General features: G+C 61.7%; 16 protein-coding genes and 1 tRNA gene. 10 read left to right on the top strand and 7 right to left on the bottom strand.

Annotated elements, in window-relative coordinates:
- Positions 1-38 precede the first annotated feature (38 nt).
- Positions 39-545 (top strand): AAA family ATPase, encoded by a 507-nt coding sequence (locus KW062_RS12360; RefSeq protein ID WP_105755735.1) that lies wholly within the window; start codon positions 39-41, stop codon positions 543-545.
- 246 nt (positions 546-791) lie between these two features.
- Here the strand turns inward: KW062_RS12360 and KW062_RS12355 are convergent, their stop codons facing one another.
- The 7 genes from KW062_RS12355 to KW062_RS12325 all read right to left on the bottom strand — a co-directional run bounded on the left by KW062_RS12355 (position 792) and on the right by KW062_RS12325 (position 7,510).
- Entirely contained in the window at positions 792-2,033 is a 1,242-nt protein-coding gene (locus tag KW062_RS12355) for a saccharopine dehydrogenase family protein (RefSeq protein WP_027620321.1), read from the bottom strand.
- A gap of 28 nt (positions 2,034-2,061) precedes the next feature.
- Positions 2,062-3,159 carry a carboxynorspermidine decarboxylase gene (locus tag KW062_RS12350; RefSeq protein ID WP_027620322.1) on the bottom strand — a complete coding sequence of 366 codons (1,098 nt, stop codon included), beginning with the start codon at positions 3,157-3,159 and terminating at the stop codon, positions 2,062-2,064.
- 230 nt (positions 3,160-3,389) lie between these two features.
- Positions 3,390-3,465, bottom strand: a tRNA-Gly gene (locus KW062_RS12345).
- Between the two features lie 62 nt (positions 3,466-3,527).
- Positions 3,528-4,088 carry a CDP-diacylglycerol--glycerol-3-phosphate 3-phosphatidyltransferase gene (pgsA, locus tag KW062_RS12340; RefSeq protein ID WP_027620323.1) on the bottom strand — a complete coding sequence of 187 codons (561 nt, stop codon included), beginning with the start codon at positions 4,086-4,088 and terminating at the stop codon, positions 3,528-3,530.
- Between the two features lie 32 nt (positions 4,089-4,120).
- Positions 4,121-5,944 carry an excinuclease ABC subunit UvrC gene (gene uvrC, locus KW062_RS12335; RefSeq protein ID WP_027620324.1) on the bottom strand — a complete coding sequence of 608 codons (1,824 nt, stop codon included), beginning with the start codon at positions 5,942-5,944 and terminating at the stop codon, positions 4,121-4,123.
- Positions 5,945-5,946: 2 nt separating this feature from the next.
- A complete protein-coding gene (gene gacA, locus KW062_RS12330) occupies positions 5,947-6,588 on the bottom strand; it encodes a response regulator transcription factor GacA (protein WP_027620325.1) in 642 nt (213 codons plus the stop codon).
- A 163-nt stretch (positions 6,589-6,751) separates the two neighbouring features.
- Positions 6,752-7,510, bottom strand: coding sequence for a carbon-nitrogen hydrolase family protein (locus KW062_RS12325; protein WP_105755732.1), 759 nt, complete (start codon positions 7,508-7,510; stop codon positions 6,752-6,754).
- Positions 7,511-8,123: 613 nt separating this feature from the next.
- On the opposite strand from KW062_RS12325, the gene KW062_RS12320 reads away from it, so the two are divergent.
- From KW062_RS12320 to KW062_RS12280, 9 genes are all read left to right on the top strand, one after another.
- Positions 8,124-9,209: a 3-deoxy-7-phosphoheptulonate synthase gene (locus tag KW062_RS12320; RefSeq protein ID WP_027620327.1), complete on the top strand. Its 1,086-nt coding sequence runs from the start codon at positions 8,124-8,126 to the stop codon at positions 9,207-9,209.
- A gap of 192 nt (positions 9,210-9,401) precedes the next feature.
- Positions 9,402-10,283 (top strand): esterase/lipase family protein, encoded by an 882-nt coding sequence (locus KW062_RS12315; protein WP_027620328.1) that lies wholly within the window; start codon positions 9,402-9,404, stop codon positions 10,281-10,283.
- A 130-nt stretch (positions 10,284-10,413) separates the two neighbouring features.
- On the top strand, positions 10,414-10,695 hold the full coding sequence (locus KW062_RS12310) for a peptidylprolyl isomerase (RefSeq protein WP_008369704.1): 282 nt from the start codon (positions 10,414-10,416) through the stop codon (positions 10,693-10,695).
- 91 nt (positions 10,696-10,786) lie between these two features.
- Positions 10,787-12,655, top strand: coding sequence for an extracellular solute-binding protein (locus KW062_RS12305; RefSeq protein WP_105755731.1), 1,869 nt, complete (start codon positions 10,787-10,789; stop codon positions 12,653-12,655).
- Positions 12,655-13,719, top strand: coding sequence for a microcin C ABC transporter permease YejB (locus KW062_RS12300; RefSeq protein ID WP_027620330.1), 1,065 nt, complete (start codon positions 12,655-12,657; stop codon positions 13,717-13,719). The genes KW062_RS12305 and KW062_RS12300 overlap by 1 nt, the downstream gene beginning before the upstream one ends.
- Positions 13,719-14,741: an ABC transporter permease gene (locus KW062_RS12295; RefSeq protein WP_105755730.1), complete on the top strand. Its 1,023-nt coding sequence runs from the start codon at positions 13,719-13,721 to the stop codon at positions 14,739-14,741. The genes KW062_RS12300 and KW062_RS12295 overlap by 1 nt, the downstream gene beginning before the upstream one ends.
- Positions 14,742-14,755: 14 nt before the next feature.
- Positions 14,756-16,333 carry an ABC transporter ATP-binding protein gene (locus KW062_RS12290; protein WP_105755729.1) on the top strand — a complete coding sequence of 526 codons (1,578 nt, stop codon included), beginning with the start codon at positions 14,756-14,758 and terminating at the stop codon, positions 16,331-16,333.
- A 31-nt stretch (positions 16,334-16,364) separates the two neighbouring features.
- A complete protein-coding gene (locus KW062_RS12285; RefSeq protein ID WP_105755728.1) occupies positions 16,365-17,780 on the top strand; it encodes a sigma-54 interaction domain-containing protein in 1,416 nt (471 codons plus the stop codon).
- A gap of 286 nt (positions 17,781-18,066) precedes the next feature.
- Positions 18,067-19,458, top strand: a complete 1,392-nt coding sequence (locus KW062_RS12280) for a GntP family permease (protein WP_027620334.1) — start codon at positions 18,067-18,069, stop codon at positions 19,456-19,458.

The following is a 19,458-nucleotide window of genomic DNA, read 5'->3' as shown; positions in this document are numbered from 1 at the left end:
GCGTACACTGGGCCATCTCATAAATCCAAGGGCACGGCATGCTAATCGTCTTCAGCGGACTTCCCGGCACAGGAAAAACCACCATCGCCAAGGCGCTCGCCGCTGCAACGGCTGCCGTTTACCTGAGGGTCGATACGATCGAGCAAGCGATTCGCAATTCGGAGGTACTTGCGCGAGACGTTGGATGCAGTGGCTACCGAGTCGCCAATGAGCTGGCGCTGAGCAACCTTCTGCTTGGCCAAACCGTTGTCGTGGATTGCGTCAACCCCGTCGCAGAAAGCCGAAGCGCATGGAGCGATATCGCCGCCAACGCGGGGGTGGAATTGGCCAATGTGCAGGTGATTTGCTCCGATGCAGATGAACACCGGCGCCGTGTCGAAACCAGGATTTCTGACATACCGGGCCTGATGCCACCGACCTGGGAGTCAGTGCTGGGCCACGAATATGAACAGTGGAATGAGGCGGTGTTTTGCCTGGACACTGCTCAAGCATCTGCAGCGCAAGCCGTTGCGGTTATTGTCGAGCGGTTGCGGCTCGAGCGATAGCGTCGCGAAAAGTTCTAGCAGCACCATTTTGTAGGAGCGAGCCTGCTCGCGATGAACCTGAGGCCGCCGCGTGCATACAGACAGCACGCGTTATCGTTGACGTCCATCGCTACGGTGCGACGATTCGACAGATTCGCTCCTACAGGGATTTGATGCCGGAGACAGGACTCAACCCCCGGCCCAACCACCACGCCCACAAAGCGCAGCAGTCGGCCGGAAACCGTCGTTCAATAACCTTGTCTGCTATCAGGCAAAGTTCAGCGCGCGGTCCGAGGTTTCGTCCTTGATGCGGGTCGGCAGACCCATGACTTCCAGTGCCGCGAGGAACGGCTCGGCGGGCAGCTCTTCGACGTTGACCATGCGGCTGACGTCCCAATCGCCACGGGCGACCAGCAGTGCGGCGGCGACAGGAGGCACGCCGGCGGTGTAGGAGATGCCCTGGCTGTCGGTTTCGGCGAAGGCTTCTTCGTGGTCGGCGACGTTGTAGATGAACACTTCGCGCGGCTGGCCATCCTTGGTGCCTTTGACCAGGTTACCGATGCAGGTCTTGCCGGTGTAGCCCGGGGCCAGGGAGCCTGGATCCGGCAGCACGGCCTTGACCACTTTCAACGGCACGACTTCCAGGCCTTCGGCGGTCTTGACCGGTTGCTCGGAGAGCAGGCCGAGGTTTTTCAGGACGCTGAAGACGTTGATGTAGTGCTCGCCGAAGCTCATCCAGAAGCGCACGTTGGCGATGCCGAGGTTCTTCGAGATCGAGTGCACTTCGTCGTGACCGGTCAGGTACAGGTTCTGTACGCCAACCACAGGCAGGTCGTCGGTGCGCTTGACTTCGAACATGGTGTTGCTGGTCCACTGGCTGTTCTGCCAGCTCCATACCTGTCCGGTGAATTCGCGGAAGTTGATTTCAGGATCGAAGTTGGTCGAGAAATACTTGCCGTGGGAACCGGCATTGACGTCGAGAATGTCGATCGAATCAATGCTGTCGAAATACTGTTGTTGCGCGAGTGCCGCATAGGCATTGACCACGCCCGGATCGAAGCCCACGCCAAGAATGGCGGTGACGTTCTTCTGCTGGCATTCCTCGAGGTGTTTCCACTCGTAGTTGCCGTACCAGGGTGGGGTCTCGCAGATCTTGCCTGGCTCTTCGTGGATCGCGGTGTCCAGGTAAGCCACGCCGGTATCGATGCAGGCACGCAGCACCGACATGTTGATGAAAGGTGAGCCGACGTTGATCACGATCTGTGATTCGGTGTCGCGGATCAGTGCCTTGGTCGCTTCGATATCCAGCGCGTCGAGCGAATAGGCTTTGATCTCGGCAGGCACTTTAAGGCTGCCTTTGAGGTTGACGCTGTCGATGATGGCCTGGCATTTGGAGATGTTGCGCGACGCGATAGCAATACGACCGAGTTCGTCGTTGTGCTGCGCGCACTTGTGGGCCACCACCTTGGCGACACCTCCTGCACCAATGATAAGTACGTTCTTCTTCAATTTCTCTCTCTCTCCTTCTTGCGCCAGCTTACGAAAGGCTGGACAGGTAGTCGTTGTAACCAAACTCACGAACCACTTCGACTGTACCGTCGAGTTGTTTCACTACGATGGACGGCATTTTCAGGCCGTTGAACCAGTTCTTTTTGACCATGGTGTAGCCCGCAGTGTCGATGAACGACAGGCGGTCGCCGATAGCCAATGGACGGTCGAATTGATACTCGCCAAAGATATCGCCGGCCAGGCAGGATTTGCCGCAGACCATGTAGGTGTGCTCGCCGTCGCTCGGCGCCAGCTTGGCGTTCAGGCGGTAGATCAGCAGGTCCAGCAGGTGGGCTTCGATGGAGCTGTCGACCACGGCCAGGTGCTTGCCGTTGTACAGGGTGTCGAGCACGGTGACTTCCAGCGAGGCACTGTTGGTGATCGCCGCTTCGCCCGGTTCCAGGTAAACCTGTACGCCGTACTTCTCGGAAAACGCCTTCAAGCGCGCGCAGAATGCGTCCAGGGCATAGCCTTCACCGGTGAAGTGAATGCCGCCGCCGAGGCTGACCCACTTGACCTTGTGCAGCAGTTCGCCGAAGCGTTCTTCGATGGTGCACAGCATCTTGTCGAACAGGCTGAAGTCGCCGTTCTCACAGTTGTTGTGGAACATGAAGCCGGAGATCTGCTCGATCACGCCTTCGATCTTCACCGGATCCCATTCGCCCAGGCGACTGAACGGACGCGCCGGATCGGCCAGCAGGTAGTCGGAGCTGCTCACCTGCGGGTTGACGCGCAGGCCACGCACCTTGCCTTCGCTGCGTTCGGCAAAACGCTGCAGCTGGCTGATGGAGTTGAAGATGATCTTGTCGCTGTTGTCGAGCATCTCCTCGATCTCGTCATCGGCCCAGGCCACGCTGTAGGCGTGAGTCTCGCCGGCAAACTTCTGGCGGCCAAGCTTGAGCTCGTAGAGCGACGACGAGGTGGTACCGTCCATGTACTCCTGCATCAGATCGAACACCGACCAGGTCGCAAAGCACTTGAGCGCCAGCAGAGCCTTGGCCCCGGATTGCTCGCGTACGTAGGCGATTTTCTGCAGATTGGTCAGCAGTTTGGTTTTATCGATGAGGTAGTAAGGGGTCTTGATCATTCCAGCCTCCGGCTAGGCCAGCCAAAAAAGAGCGGTATTGTGCCTACAACGGACGGATATCGAAAGGCATTCGGTTGCAAGCGGTCTGCAGGGCCGGTGGGTGGGGCTTTGAGGGAGGGGAAATGCCGTAGTTTTTTTGCGAGCAGGCTCACTCCTACAGTGCGGGGGTCCACTTGAACTCAAATTTCAGGCAAAAAAAAGCCACTCGATTGAGTGGCTTTTTTAGAACTTGGAGCGGGAAACGAGACTCGAACTCGCGACCCCGACCTTGGCAAGGTCGTGCTCTACCAACTGAGCTATTCCCGCGTCTTGGTGGGCGTATTCTAGCGAAATTCGAATACGCGTCAAGCCCTTGATTCAAAATAGTTTTATTTTTTGTCCAGATCGGTTTTCAGGTGCGGCCAGGCGGCGCGCAGGTAGTGCACCATCGACCACAAGGTCAGGCCGGCGGAAAGCATCAGCAGGACGTAGCCCACCAACACCCAAAAGCTGAAGTCCGACGGATTGGCCAGCAGGATCACCAGCGCCAGCATTTGCGCAGCGGTTTTCCATTTGCCGAGGTTGGACACGGCCACCTGGGCCCGTGCGCCGATTTCGGCCATCCACTCGCGCAAGGCGGAGATGACGATTTCGCGACCAATGATCACCGCCGCTGGCAAAGTCAGCCACAGGTTGGCGTGCTCCTGGACCAGCAACACCAGGGCCACGGCGACCATCAGCTTGTCGGCCACCGGGTCGAGAAACGCCCCGAACGGTGTGCTCTGTTCCAGCCGGCGCGCCAGGTAACCATCCAGCCAGTCCGTCGCCGCGGCGAAGGCAAAGACCGAACTGGCAGCCATATAGCTCCAGTGGTATGGCATGTAGAACAGCAAAATAAAGATCGGGATAAGCAGGACGCGTAGAACGGTGATCAGATTAGGGATATTCATCGGCACAACTGGCTACGAGGTGAGGGGGCATTCTACTCGCTGTGCAGGTTTGCATAAATCAACTCTGCGAGCTTTTTACTGATCCCTGGTGCTTTGGCGATCTCTTCGATGCTTGCACGAGACAGCTCCTGCAATCCACCAAAATGTTTCAACAGGTCGCGACGACGGGTCGGCCCTACCCCAGCCACGCCTTCGAGCGTCGAGGTGCGACGGGTTTTACCACGACGGGCACGGTGACCGGTAATCGCAAAACGGTGGGCTTCGTCACGGATCTGCTGAATCAGGTGCAGCGCCGGCGAGTCGCCGCGCAGGGTGAATTCGTGGGCGGCGTCATTCAGGTAGAGGGTTTCGAAGCCGGCCTTGCGCGTCGCGCCCTTGGCCACGCCCAACAGAATCAGGTCGGGCACCGCCAATTCATTGAGCACATCGCGGGCCATCGACAACTGGCCCTTGCCGCCGTCCACCAGCAGGATGTCCGGCAACTTGCCCTCGCCGTCCTTGAGTTTGCTGAAGCGCCGGGTCAGGGCCTGGTGCATCGCCGCGTAGTCATCGCCCGGGGTCACGCCTTCAATGTTGTAGCGTCGGTAGTCGGACTTCAGCGGCCCTTCCGGCCCGAACACCACGCAGGACGCCACCGTGGCTTCGCCGCTGGAGTGACTGATGTCATAGCATTCCAGGCGCTGCGGTGGCTCATCCAGCTTGAGCACTTCGGCCAGGGCGTCGAAGCGTGCGGCGACGTGCTGACGATTGGCCAGGCGCGCGCTAAGCGCCTGTTCGGCATTGGTCACCGCCAGCTGCTGCCAGCGCGCCCGCGTGCCGCGCACCCTGTGGCTGATGGTCAACTCGCGACCACGCAACTCGTGAATGGCTTCGATCAGTGCCGGGAAGTCCTCGTGGACCACGTTGACGATCAGCTCGCTGGGCAAGTCGCGTTCCGGACTGCTGATGAAATACTGTCCGAGAAATGCCGCCATGACCTCGGCGACTTCTTCCTCGATACCCACCTGCGGGAAAAAGTTCTTGCTGCCCAGCACCCGGCCACCGCGCACGCTGATCAGGTGTACGCAGGCGCCACCCGGATTGACGAACGCGGCGACCACGTCGACATCGCCAGTGCCGCCTTCCATGCTCTGCTGGTCCTGGACCCGGCGCAGCAGGGAAATCTGGTCGCGAAATTCCGCCGCGCGCTCGAAGTCCAGGGTGCTGGCCGCCTGCTCCATGCTCGCCGACAGCTCGTCGGTCAGGGCATTGCTGCGGCCTTCGAGGAACATCACCGAGTGCCGCACATCCTCGGCATACACCTCGGGCTCCACCAGGCCGACACAGGGAGCCTTGCAGCGCTTGATCTGGTATTGCAGGCACGGCCGGGTACGGTTCTTGTAGTAACTGTCTTCGCACTGGCGGACGAAAAAGGTCTTCTGCAGCAGGCTCAGGCTTTCGCGGATCGCACCGGCGCTGGGGTACGGGCCGAAGTATTTGCCCTTGGCCTTTTTCGCGCCGCGATGAATGCTCAGGCGCGGGAACGCGCCATCCGAGAGGAACACGTACGGATAGGACTTATCGTCACGCAGCAGGATGTTGTAGGGCGGCCGCCATTCCTTGATCAGCGTCTGCTCGAGCAGCAGCGCCTCGGTCTCGTTGGCGGTGATGGTGGTTTCGACCTGGGCGATACGCCCCACCAGGGCGGCGGTTTTCGGCGCGAGACCGGTCTTGCGAAAGTAGCTCGCCAGGCGTTTTTTCAGGTTTTTGGCTTTGCCCACGTAGAGCAGGCGCGCATCGCTGTCGAACATGCGATACACACCGGGGCGGCCACTGCAGGTCGAGAGGAAGGCAGCAGAATCGAACGGATCAGTCATTGTCAGAGGCTGGCATCGACCATGCCATGACGCACCGCCAACAGCGTCAACTCGACGTCACTGCTGATCGAAAGCTTTTCGAAAATGCGGTAGCGGTAGGTGTTAACGGTTTTTGGCGACAGGCAGAGTTTGTCGGAAATGATCTGCACCTTCTGGCAGCCGACAATCATCAGGGCAATCTGGATCTCGCGCTCGGAGAGGCTGTCGAACGGCGAGTCGTTGCTCGGCTGCACCGACTTGATCGCCAGTTGCTGGGCGATTTGCGGGCTGATGTAGCGCTGGCCGGCAAACACCAGACGGATCGCCTGGACCATTTCGTTGAGCCCGGCGCCCTTGGTCAGATAGCCGGCGGCGCCTGCTTGCAGCAGGCGCGTGGGGAATGGGTCCTCTTCGCAGACGGTGACCGCCACGACCTTAATGTCCGGGTGGCTGCGCAGCAGTTTGCGGGTGGCTTCGAGGCCGCCGATGCCAGGCATCTTGACGTCCATCAGCACGACATCGGGTTTCAGTTCGCGCGCCTTGAGCAGGGATTCTTCACCTGACTCGGCCTGGCCGACTACTTGCAGGCCATCGATGTCCGCCAGCATTCGCGTGATACCTGTACGAACGAGATCATGGTCATCGACTACTAGCACCCTAATCAAGCAGACACCCCGCGATATAGTCTTTTGTTGGTTGCCGGACACCTTAGCAAAAAGCATCCGGCAGACCTAGCGGCAGGCGCGATAAAAAAAGCTTTCGACACAACTTGCAGCGCTTGTGGCAAACGCCTTACAGACGTTTCGTCACAGTCCTGGATACCGATCTTCAAGCGTCCGCCAACGAGCGCCACTCAGCGCCCCAGCCTTGCACTTCACGCCGGGCGATCAACAGCCCATCGCCGACGCCGGGAGCGGCAGCGAGCAACGCGCCGTCCGCCGTCCAGACCGCACTGCGTCCCGCCGACTCCCAGCCACCGGTCGCACCGCCGTGGTTGGCCATCAACACCAGCATCGAGTGCGTGGCGGCGTAGCCTTGCAGAAGTGCGCTGTCCACCCCGTAGCCCGCAGGGCTGATCAGCACGCCAGCGGCATACACCTGGGCGCCGTCGGCCGCCGCCGCAGCGGGATGACTGGCATGGCAGAAGTCCGCGCACACCGCCAGCGCCACCCGGGTGTCATCCAGGGTCAAGGGCGCACCACCGTTGCCCGCGGCAAACGCCCGCTCCTCGCCCGGGTGCAGATGCTGTTTGCTGTAGACCGCCAATGAGCCATCTGCAGCCAGCACCAGCGCGCCAATCAGCACCGGTCCCTCGGGGTTGAGGCGAATCGGCATGCCAACCACCGCCGTGACAGCCATTTCCCGCGCCAGTTCGCGCAACGGCTGCAATACTGCGGCGTCCGGGGCGATTGCCAGGTCTGCGGCCAGGTCAGGCTCGTAACCGGTCAGCGACAATTCGGGAAACACCAGCAACTGCACGCCCTGCTCCGCGGCGGCCTGGATGAAGCGCTGGTGCCGGAGGATGTTGGCCGGCAGGTCGCCGGCGATGGAGATCGATTGGGCCGCGGCGATCGTCAACGTGCTCATCAGTGCTTTTCCTTGATGGGGTGCGTGAAGCAATCGCCGAGTCTGGCATAAAGCGCTGCTCGACTTCAGTCATTCACCGCGATAGCAATTTCCCATTGAAACCCTGCACCTGCCTCTAGTAAGCTCGACGAATTGAACGGAGACAGACCCCATGTTGCATTGCCCTTCCCAGCTATCCACCGTCAGCGCCCTGCGCTCGGTTGCGGCTGCGCGGGCGAACGGTGTCTGCACTCCGGCAGCGTTTTATTTTGGGTATTGGTTTAGCCACTGGCGCGCCTGATACCGACACGGCGGCCACTACTCAAGGGGTCGCCTGCCAGAGAATTCTCAACCCCCGGTCGGCTCCCCGACCGGGGGTTTTGTTTTTTCAGCCCCTCAACTTTTCGCGACATCACTGACTTCAAGGAACAACGACATGAACTACGCCACTTATTACCGTTACGACTTCAGCGCCTGGCGATTTAGCAAGCTCCGTTCGGGACAGCCTGCCGCCTCCGATCGGTCGCCTATCGGTGGCACGCACTCACATCCGGCCAATACGGCCAATTGTCGAACACCCCTGTAGGGCCGAGCGCGCGGGCATGAACCCGCCGCCAGCCGAGGAAGCCTGAACATGAACTCGTCCATCTGCGCGTTGCCACTGACCACCCTGAATTCGGCCAATGAAGCCCTGACCCAGCGTCTGCCCAGCTCATTGCAGCTCAAGCAACAACTGCCCCTGACCCTGGCCCTGAGCCAACAGGTCGCCGCCCATCGCCAGGCCGTACGCGCCATCCTCGACGGCACGGACCCGCGCCTGCTGGTCGTAGTCGGTCCCTGCTCGATTCACGATCCGCAATCAGCCCTCGAATACGCCGCCAACCTGGCTCGCCTGGCCACCGACGTCAGCGATGAAATGCTGATCGTGATGCGCGCCTACGTCGAAAAACCACGCACCACCGTGGGCTGGAAAGGCCTGGCCTACGACCCGCACCTGGATGGTAGCGACGACATGGTCGGCGGCCTGACCCTGTCCCGCGAACTGATGCGTGAAATGCTGCGGCTCGGTCTGCCGATTGCCACCGAACTACTGCAACCGATGGCCGCCAGCTACTTCGACGACCTGTTGAGCTGGGTGGCGATTGGCGCGCGCACCACCGAGTCACAGATTCACCGGGAAATGGCCAGCGGCCTGGGCATGCCCGTGGGCTTCAAGAACGGCACCGACGGTGGTGTTGGCGTGGCCACCGATGCCATGCGCTCGGCCGCCCATCCGCACCGCCACTTCGGCGTCGACAGCCAGGGACACCCGGCAATCATCCAGACCCCGGGCAACCCCGACACCCATTTGGTGCTGCGCGGCGGACATCGCGGCCCCAACTACGACGCGCAGAGCGTGGCGCAGATCGAGGGCGACCTGCAGCGTTTGAACATCACGTCGCGGATCATGGTCGATTGCAGCCACGCCAACAGCGGCAAAGACCCGCTGCGCCAACCCGAGGTCTTCGCCAACGTGCTGGCCCAGCGTTTGGGCGGCAATCGGTCGCTGATCGGCATGATGATCGAGAGCCACCTGTTCGAAGGCTGCCAGCCGCTCGGCGCACACTTGCGCTACGGCGTCTCGGTGACCGACGGCTGCCTGGGCTGGGAGGCGACCGAGCGTATGCTGCGGGGCGCAAGCGAGCAATTGCGGGCATGCGCCAGGGTGGCGAACGCCTGAGTCCAACGCCGACCGACGGATGCCGCTTTCGCCTCTGTTAGCAGGCTTGGGCAGGCGTCCTCGGCGATTGCTCCTACTATCACTGCTACGTCTTCGACTATTGACAGCGGCTTTTTCACACAGCCGCCCCTGGCGGGCCTGGATTAGAGTTAGGCGGTGACACCCCCTCAGAACTCACAAACAGGCACGCCTATGCAACGGAATGCAAGCACGCTCTATCCCATCCTGCTGGTGCATGGCCTTTTCGGCTTCGACAGCATCGGCAAATTCGATCTCTTCCATGGAATCCGCCAGGCCCTGAGAAATGCCGGCGCCCAGGTGTTCATCCCGTTCCTTTCGGCCACCCATAGCAATGAAATGCGCGGGCAACAATTGCTCGAGCAGATCGACCGGGTCCTGGCCGGTACAGGAGCACGCAAAGTCAACCTGATCGGCCACAGCCAGGGCGCTCTCGCGGCGCGTTATGCCGGGGCGGTGGCGCCAGACAAGGTGGCTTCGGTCACTTCGGTGAGCGGTCCCAACCACGGCTCGGAACTGGCCGATTGTCTGCGCAAGGCACTCAAGCCCGGGGAGCTGCCCGAGTACATCGCCGTCGCCGCCTCGACGCTGTTTGTCGAATTCCTCGGCTACCTCAGTGGCCGGCAACAGATCCCGCACAATGCCATCGCCGCCCTCAACGCCCTGACCACCGAAGGCGTTGCCCTGTTCAACGAACAGTACCCCCAAGGGCTGCCGAGCACCTGGGGTGGCCAGGGCGCGCAAATCGTCAACGAGGTTCACTACTATTCCTGGAGCGGAACGCTGCAGGGACCGATATGGAAGGAAGGCCTCAATGCCCTCGACCCGCTTCACACATTCTGTCGTGGGTTTTCGCAGTTCTTCGATCGCGAAGCCGGGCAGAACGACGGCATGGTCGGACGCTTCAGCTCGCACCTGGGCACCGTGCTGCGCTCCGACTACCCCATGGACCACATGGACAGCATCAACCAGACTGCCGGCCTGGTACGCAGCGGCATCGACCCCGTCGACCTGTACCTTGAACACGCCGAGCGCTTGAAAAAGCAGGGGCTTTGATCCGCCTGTTGCAGGTTATTTTCGACCAGCGGCCGGTTGCTGGCGGATCAGGCGTTAGATTGACAAGAAATAGCCCACTGAATCCGGTAGGCTCAGCATCTTTACCGAACATTGAAAGGAGATTCTTCCCATGGCCAAAGCCACTGCCCGTCACATCCTGGTTGCCAGCGAAGCCAAGTGCAACGAACTCAAGGCCCAGATCGAAGGCGGCGCTGATTTCGCCGAAGTTGCCAAAGCCAACTCCACTTGCCCATCGAGCCGCCAGGGCGGTGACCTGGGTTCGTTCGGTCCTGGCCAGATGGTCAAGGAATTCGACACAGTGGTGTTCAGCGCACCGGTCAACACCGTACAGGGCCCGGTCAAGACCCAGTTCGGCTACCACCTGCTGGAAGTGACCAGCCGCCAGGATTGATCCCTCGCGCCTGAGTTGAACAACGGCCCACCTTTTGGTGGGCCGTTGTGTTTGTATAGGACCATCGATCACCCGGCTCTTAAGGCTGACAATGCGACTGGCTTTCTCCTCCTTCATATTCACCGCCCTGGCCTTGCTGCTGAACGCCGCAGCCGTGAACGCAAGTCCCCAGCACGCCCTGACCGTGTACGGCGAACCGGCCAAATACCCCGCCAATTTCAGCCACTTCGCCTACGCCAACCCCCTCGCACCCAAGGGCGGCAGCCTGCGTCGCTCGGCGATTGAAATCGGTCGTTTCGACCATGTCTCGCCCTACATCGACAAAGGCATCGGCGTCAGTCAGCTCGACGGCATGGTCTATTCGCCGCTGGCCCAGCGCTCCCTCGATGAGCCCTACACCGTGTACGGCCTGGTGGCGGAAAAAATGGAGCGCGCCGAAGACGGTTTGTGGCTGCGTTTCTACCTCAATCCCAAGGCGCGCTTCGCCGATGGCACCCCGATCACCGCCGAGGATGTGCGTTACACCTTCGACCTGCTGATGACCCAGGGCAGCCTGCGCTACCGGGCACAATTCGCCGACGTCAAAGGCGTCGAAGTCGAATCGCCGCGCGTCGTTCGCTTTGATTTCAAGAACAATGAAAACCGTACCCTGGCGCTGGACATTGCGACCCTGCCGGTGTTTCCCGAGCATTGGTGGAAGACCCGCGACTTCGCCAACGGCGGCGGCTACGAAGCCCCGCTGGGCAGCGGTCCGTATCGGGTGAGCAAGGTCGATTCGGGGCGCAGCATCAGCTTCCAGCGCAACCCTGACTGGTGGGGCAAGGACCTGCCAGTGAGCCGCGGCCTGCACAACTTTGACCGCTTCAGCATCGAGTACTTCGGCGACACCGACGTCGCCCGCCAGGTGCTGCGCGGCGGTGCCTATGACTACAACCGCGAGTTCTCCGCCACCGCCTACTCCATCGGTTACGACAGCCCGGCCCTGAGCGATGGCCGCCTGCAGAAGGCCCATCTGGCCAAACAGGGTCCGCAGCCGTCCCAGGGTTTTGTGTTCAACCTGCAGAATCCGATCTTCCACGACCGCCGCGTGCGCCAGGCGCTGGCGATGCTCTGGGATTTCGAGTGGAGCAACCGGCAGATGATGCGCAACCTGTACATCCGCCAGCAGAGCTTCTTCTCCAACACCGAACTGGCCGCCCGCCAGTTGCCGGATGCCGCCGAACTGGCGATTCTCGAACCGCTGCGCGGGCAGATTCCCGACGAGGTCTTCAGCCAGGTCTTCGAAGCACCGAAAACCGATGGCAGCGGGCTGATCCGCGACAAGCAACTGCAAGCCCTGGCCCTGCTCGAGGAAGCCGGCTGGAAACCCGACGGCGATCGCCTGGTAAATGCCCGGGGCGAGCCGCTGGCATTCACTTTCCTGATCAGCCAGAACGGCATGGACCGCCTGCTGCTGCCGTGGAAACGCAACCTGGCGCAGATCGGCATCAACCTCAACATTCGCCTGATCGACGCCTCGCAATACGTCAACCGCCTGATGAGCCGCGACTACGACATGATCGTCACCGGCTACCCGGTCACCACCTCGCCGGGCGGCGAGCTATTCAACTATTTTGGTTCGGCGGCGGCCAACGACCCTGGCTCGAACAACTACATGGCGCTGCAAAATCCTGCGGTCGATCGATTGATCAGCGGCCTGGTTCGGGCCACCACTCAGACCGACATGCTCCGCCATGCCCATGCCCTCGATCGGGTGCTGCAATGGAACTACTACTGGATCCCCAATTACTACCCGCCAGGCACTTCCACCGTGTGGTGGAATCGCTTCGGCATGCCGGCGATTCCGGCGAGCAACGACGAAGCCATCGAGACCTGGTGGGAAATGAGCAGCACCGCGCTGACCAATGAGCAGATGGCCGCCGAGCGCATCAAGCGCGGCCAACCCGGAGGACCTCACTGATGCTGGCCTACGTCCTGCGGCGCCTGCTGCTGATCATTCCAACGCTGGTGATCATCCTGCTGGTCAACTTCATCATCGTCCAGGCCGCACCCGGCGGCCCGGTGGAACAAGCCATCGCCCACCTTCAGGGGATCGGAAGCGGCGCCAGTGTCGTCGGCAGTTCCGGGGATGGCCTGAGCCGAGGGTCGCGGGCCAGTCGTGGCCTCGACCCGCAACTGATCAAGGACATCGAGAAACAGTACGGCTTCGACAAGCCAGCCCACGAACGCCTGTGGCTGATGCTCAAGAGCTACGCGCAACTGGACTTCGGCAAGAGCTTCTTTCGCGGCGCCACGGTCACCGATCTGATCCTCGAAAAAATGCCGGTGACCATTTCCCTCGGCTTGTGGGCGACCCTGATCACCTACCTGGTGTCGATCCCGCTGGGCATCCGCAAGGCGGTGCATCACGGCAGCTCGTTCGACGTCTGGAGCAGCACCGCGATTATTCTCGGCTACGCGATGCCGGCTTTCCTGTTCGCCATGTTCCTGATCGTGGTGTTCGCCGGTGGCACCTCGCTCAACTGGTTCCCGGTGCGCGGCCTGGTCTCGGAAAACTTCGAACAGCTGTCGACCCTGGGCAAGATCACCGACTACTTCTGGCACCTGGTGCTGCCGGTGACCGCGCTGGTGGTCGGCGGCTTCGCCACCCTGACCATCCTCACCAAGAACTCGTTCCTCAACGAAATCACCCGCCAGTACGTGGTCACCGCTCGCGCCAAGGGTTTGAGCGAGCGCCGGGTGCTGTATGGCCACGTGTTCCGCAATGCGATGCTGCTGGTGGTCTCGGGGATTCCCCAGGCATTCATCAGCGTGTTCTTTGCCGGCTCGCTGCTGATCGAGGTGATCTTCTCCCTCGATGGCCTCGGGCGCATGAGCTATGAGGCGGCGGTGTCGCGGGACTATCCGGTGGTGTTCGGTTCGCTGTTCATCTTCACCCTGTTCGGCCTGCTGATAAAGCTGGTGGGCGACCTGTGCTATACCCTGGTCGACCCGCGTATCGACTTCGCCGCGAGGAACGCCTGATGCTCACGCTCTCGCCCCTGGCGCGCCGCCGCTTCGAACGCTTCAAGAAAAACCGCCGTGGCTGGTGGTCGCTGTGGCTGTTTATCGGCCTGTTCCTGCTGACCCTCGGCGGCGAGATGATCGCCAACGACAAACCCCTGGTGCTGAGCTACCAGAACAGCCTGTATTTCCCGGCCTTCAAGCGCTACACCGAGCAGGAGTTTGGTGGGCAACTGCCGTTCCAGGCCGACTATCGCAGTGAATATGTGCAGAAGCTGATCAAGCAGGACGGCGGCTGGATGCTGTTCCCGCCGATCCCGTTCAGCGACGACACACCCAACTACGACCTCAACCAGCCCGCGCCGAGTCCGCCGTCCCGGGTCAATTGGCTGGGCACCGACGACCAGGCGCGTGACGTGCTGGCGCGGGTGATCTTTGGCGCGCGGGTGTCGATCTTGTTTGCCCTGGCGCTGACCTTAATCAGCGCCCTGATCGGCATCGCCGCCGGCGCCCTGCAGGGTTATTACGGCGGCTGGGTCGACCTGATCGGCCAGCGTCTGCTTGAGGTCTGGTCGGGGTTGCCGGTGCTGTACCTGCTGATCATTCTGTCGGGTTTCGTCGAACCGAATTTCTGGTGGCTACTGGGGATCATGGCGCTGTTTTCCTGGCTGGCGCTGGTGGACGTGGTGCGCGCCGAGTTCCTCCGTGGGCGCAACCTGGAGTACGTCACGGCTGCCCGCGCCCTGGGCCTGAGCGACCGCAAAGTGATCGTGCGGCACATCCTGCCGAACGCGATGAACGCCACCCTGAGCTACCTGCCGTTCATTCTCACCGGGGCGATCTCCACCCTCACCGCCCTCGATTTCCTTGGCTTCGGCATGCCCGCCGGCAGCGCGTCGCTGGGCGAATTGATCGGCCAGGGCAAGCAGAACCTGCAAGCGCCGTGGCTCGGCCTGACGGCGTTTTTTACCCTGGCGCTGATACTTTCTTTATTAGTGTTTATCGGCGAAGCCTTGCGCGACGCCTATGATCCCAGGTCTTGAGGCGGACTTTAGCCATGAGCGACAACCTGATCGAAATCCGTGACCTCGGCGTCGCCTTCAACGGCCAGGTGGCGGTGCGCAACCTGTGCCTGGATATCCGTCCCGGCGAGTGCCTGGCGCTGGTGGGCGAATCGGGGTCGGGCAAATCGGTGACGGCCCACTCGATCCTGCAACTGCTGCCCGAAACCGGCACCAAATCGTCCGGCAGCATTCGCTATCGCGGCCAGCAATTGCTCGGCGCCGATCCGAGCGTGCTGCGCTCGTTGCGCGGCAATCGTATTGCGATGATCTTCCAGGAGCCGATGACCTCACTCAATCCGTTGCACAGCATCGAAAAGCAGATCGGCGAAACCCTGCTGGTGCACAAGGGCCTGGGCGGCAAGGCGGCGCAACAACGCATCCTCGAACTGCTCGAGTTGGTGGGCATCAAGAAACCTGTTGAGCGCCTCAAGGCCTACCCGCACCAACTGTCCGGCGGCCAGCGGCAACGGGTGATGATCGCCATGGCCCTGGCTTGCGAGCCGGAGTTGTTGATTGCCGATGAGCCGACCACCGCGCTGGACGTTACGGTGCAGCGCAAGATCCTGCTGCTGCTCAAGTCGCTGCAGCAGCGCCTGGGCATGTCGTTGCTGTTGATCAGCCACGACCTCAACCTGGTGCGCAGCATCGCCCAGCGCGTCTGCGTGATGCGCGCCGGCGAGATCGTCGAGCAAGCGCCCTGCGAGACTTTGTTCAGCACGCCGCAGCACCCTTACAGCTGCGTGCTGCTCAACGCCGAGCCGGAAGGCGAAGCCCTGGCCCGCGACGAGCGAGAGGCGGTACTGGAAGTCGACAACCTCAGCGTGCGGTTCCCGCTGGGTGGCGGCTTGTTCCAGCGCAAGCAGTGGCTGCAGGCCGTGGACGGCATCAGCCTGAGCCTGCAGCGCGGCAAGACCCTGGGCATCGTCGGCGAGTCGGGATCGGGCAAATCCACTCTCGGCCAGGCGATCCTGCGCCTGCTCGACTCCGAGGGCAGTATCCGCTTCCAGGGTGAAGCCCTCGACCGCCTCAATCAGAAGCAACTGCGGCCGTGGCGCAAGAAAATGCAGGTGGTCTTCCAGGACCCGTTCGGCAGCCTCAGCCCGCGCATGTCAGTGGCGCAAATCATCAGCGAAGGCCTGGAAGTGCACAGCCACTCCAGCGCCGAGCAGTGCGATGCGCAGGTGATCCAGGCGCTCAAGGAAGTCGGCCTCGACCCGCAAAGCCGCCACCGCTACCCCCACGAGTTCTCCGGTGGCCAGCGCCAACGCATCGCCATCGCCCGCGCCCTGGTGCTCAAGCCGGCACTCATCCTGCTCGACGAACCGACCTCGGCCCTCGACCGCACCGTGCAGAAACAGGTGGTCGCCCTGCTCCGCCAACTCCAGGACAAACACGGCCTGACCTACCTGTTCATCAGCCACGACCTCTCGGTCGTCCGCGCCCTGGCCCATGACATGATCGTGATCAAGGATGGCAAAGTGGTGGAGAGTGGTGCCAGTCATGATGTGTTTGAAAAGCCCCAGCATCCGTACACCCGGGAATTGCTGGCGGCGGCGCATCCTGGCGCCTGATCTTGAGCACAATTAACCTTTGGACACCCCCATGACCACCCCCGACGCCCTCCCCGACTACGAACGAGTCCGCAGCCTGGCGATCCGCTCGTTGTTCGAGATCATCGAGCAGTCCAGCGAGGGCACGGTGATGGTCGACCGTGACGCCAATATCGTCTGGATCAACGAGCGCTACGCCCGGCGCTTTGGCCTCGAGTCGGCCGACGTGGCGATCGGCAAGCCCTGTGAAAGCGTGATCCCCGGCAGCCTGTTGCGCCAGGTGGTGCGCACCGGGCGGCCGATCCTGCTGGACATGCAGGACACCCCCAAAGAGCCGCTGGTGGTGATGCGTCTGCCGATTCACGACGACGCCGGCGCGGTGATCGGCGCCATTGGTTTTGCCTTGTTCGACGAGCTGCACAGCCTGTCGCCCATGCTCAAGCGCTACCTGAGCATGCAACAGGAACTGGCCTCGACCCGGTCACTGCTGCGGGCGCGCCAGGCCAAGTACACCTTTGCCCACTTCATCGGCACCAGTGCCGCCAGCCTCGAGGTCAAGCGCCGCGCACGACGTAGCGCCAGCACCGAATCACCGGTGTTGCTGCTGGGCGAAACCGGCACCGGCAAGGAATTGCTTGCCCAGGCGATCCACGGTGCGTCGCCACGGGCGCACAAGGCCTTCGTCAGCATCAACAGCGCGGCGATTCCCGAGGCCTTGCTGGAAGCCGAGTTCTTCGGCACCGCCCCCGGCGCCTTTACCGGCGCCGACCGCAAGGGCCGCCCAGGAAAACTGCAGATCGCCCAGGGCGGCACGCTGTTTCTCGATGAAATCGGCGACATGCCCCTGCCACTGCAAAGCAAGTTGCTGCGGGTGTTGCAGGAGAAGGAATTCGAACCGGTGGGCTCCAATGAAATGCTGCAGAGCGATGTGCGGATCATCGCCGCCACCTCCATCGACCTCGAAGCGGCGATCCGCCGTGGCGAGTTCCGCGCCGACCTCTACTACCGGCTCAATGTCCTGCCGATCCAGGTGCCACCGCTGCGCGAACGTCTCGATGATTTGCCCGCACTCAGCGAAGCGATTCTTGAAGAGTTGCGCAGCCAACATGAACTCAATGGCGAAGCGCTGACGTTGCTGGGCCAGCATGCCTGGCCGGGGAATATTCGTGAGTTGCGTAATGTGCTGGAGCGGGCGGCGCTGTTGAGTGATGACCTGGTGCTTGACGCCGGGGAAATTCGTGCGGCGATTGGCAGCCTGGTCCCGGTGTCGCACAGCGCCTCGACCGCCATTCTACCGCTGGCGAACGAGACCTTCAGCGCCGCCCGCGAGCGTTTTGACCGGCAGTTGATTGAGCAGGCTTTGGCGCAATGTGGCGGCAAGGTGATCGAGGCGGCGGCGCGGTTGGGGCTGGGCAGATCAACCTTGTATAAGAAGATGGTGGCGTTGGGGATTGGCGAGTCTCAATAGAGAGACCCAAGTCTTCCTTTAGAGACGCGCTTTACGCGTTTCACTGGCAAGCCAGCTCCTACAGGGGGCCGCGCGTGCCCTTGGCTGGTTTGTCGGGTCGCCGCATCGCAGCGAAAGGGCCGGAACAGCCAACAAACATCTCAAAACAGAGATAAATCTTGAGAAAACATCACAATAATAGAAACTAATTGTTATAAATCAACAACTTATAAACCTGGCACAAATCCCGCTATAGCACTCTCCCACACGCTTCACCTCAAAAAAATAACAATCCAGGAGACACACCATGAGTGTGATCATCGCTTTGGCAGCCCTCGCGCTGTTGATGCTCGCCGCTTACCGTGGCTACAGCGTTATCCTCTTCGCCCCCATTGCCGCCCTTGGCGCCGTCCTGCTCACCGACCCTTCCGCCGTTGCGCCCGCCTTCACCGGCGTGTTCATGGAGAAAATGGTCGGCTTCATCAAACTGTATTTCCCGGTATTCCTGCTCGGTGCGGTGTTCGGCAAGCTGATTGAGCTGTCCGGCTTCTCGCGCTCGATCGTCGCCGCCGCCATCCGCGTGCTCGGCACCCGCCAGGCGATGCTGGTGATCGTGCTGGTCTGCGCCCTGCTCACCTACGGCGGCGTGTCGCTGTTCGTGGTGGTGTTCGCGGTGTACCCGTTTGCCGCCGAGATGTTCCGTCAGAGCAATATCCCCAAGCGGCTGATCCCGGCGACCATCGCCCTCGGTGCGTTTTCGTTCACCATGGACGCCCTGCCCGGCACCCCGCAGATTCAGAACATCATCCCCAGCACCTTCTTCAACACCACCGCCTGGGCCGCACCGTGGCTGGGCCTGATCGGCACGATTTTCGTGTTCTGCGCCGGCATGCTGTTCCTCCAGCGCCAGCGCAACAAGGCGCTGCGCAACGGCGAAGGCTACGGCACTGAACTGCGCAACGAGCCGGAAACCGCTGAAGACCTGAAACTGCCGAACCCCTGGCTGGCGATCTCGCCGCTGCTGGCGGTGGGCGTCATGAACCTGCTGTTCACCCACTGGATTCCCCAGTGGTATGGCAAGACCCACAGCCTCAGCCTGCCGGGCATGAGCGCACCGGTGACCACCGAAATCGCCAAGCTCACCGCGATCTGGGCGGTTCAGGCGGCGTTGCTGGTGGGCATCCTGATGGTCTTGGTGTTTGGCTTCCAGGCGATTCGCAGCAAGCTCGCCGAAGGCAGCAAAAGCGCGGTCAGCGGCGCCTTGCTGGCGGCGATGAATACCGCCTCGGAATACGGTTTCGGCGCGGTCATCGCTTCGTTGCCAGGCTTCCTGGTACTGGCCGACTGGCTGAAAAGCATCCCCAACCCGCTGGTCAACGAAGCGATCACCGTGACCCTGCTGGCCGGTATCACCGGTTCCGCGTCCGGCGGCATGAGCATCGCCCTGGCCGCCATGGCCAATGACTTCATCGCCGCCGCCCACGCCGCGAACATTCCGCTGGAAGTGCTGCACCGGGTCGCCGCCATGGCCAGCGGCGGCATGGACACCCTGCCGCACAACGGCGCGGTGATCACCCTGCTGGCGGTCACCGGGCTGACCCACCGCGAAGCCTATAAAGACATTTTCTGTATTACGCTGATCAAGACGCTGGCGGTCTTCGTCGTAATCGCAACCTTCTATGCCACCGGCATTGTGTGA

The organism is Pseudomonas fluorescens, assembly GCF_019212185.1.
GTDB lineage: Bacteria > Pseudomonadota > Gammaproteobacteria > Pseudomonadales > Pseudomonadaceae > Aquipseudomonas.
The sequence above is the reverse complement of the archived record's forward strand: the minus strand, read 5'-3'. Positions and strand labels throughout refer to the sequence as shown.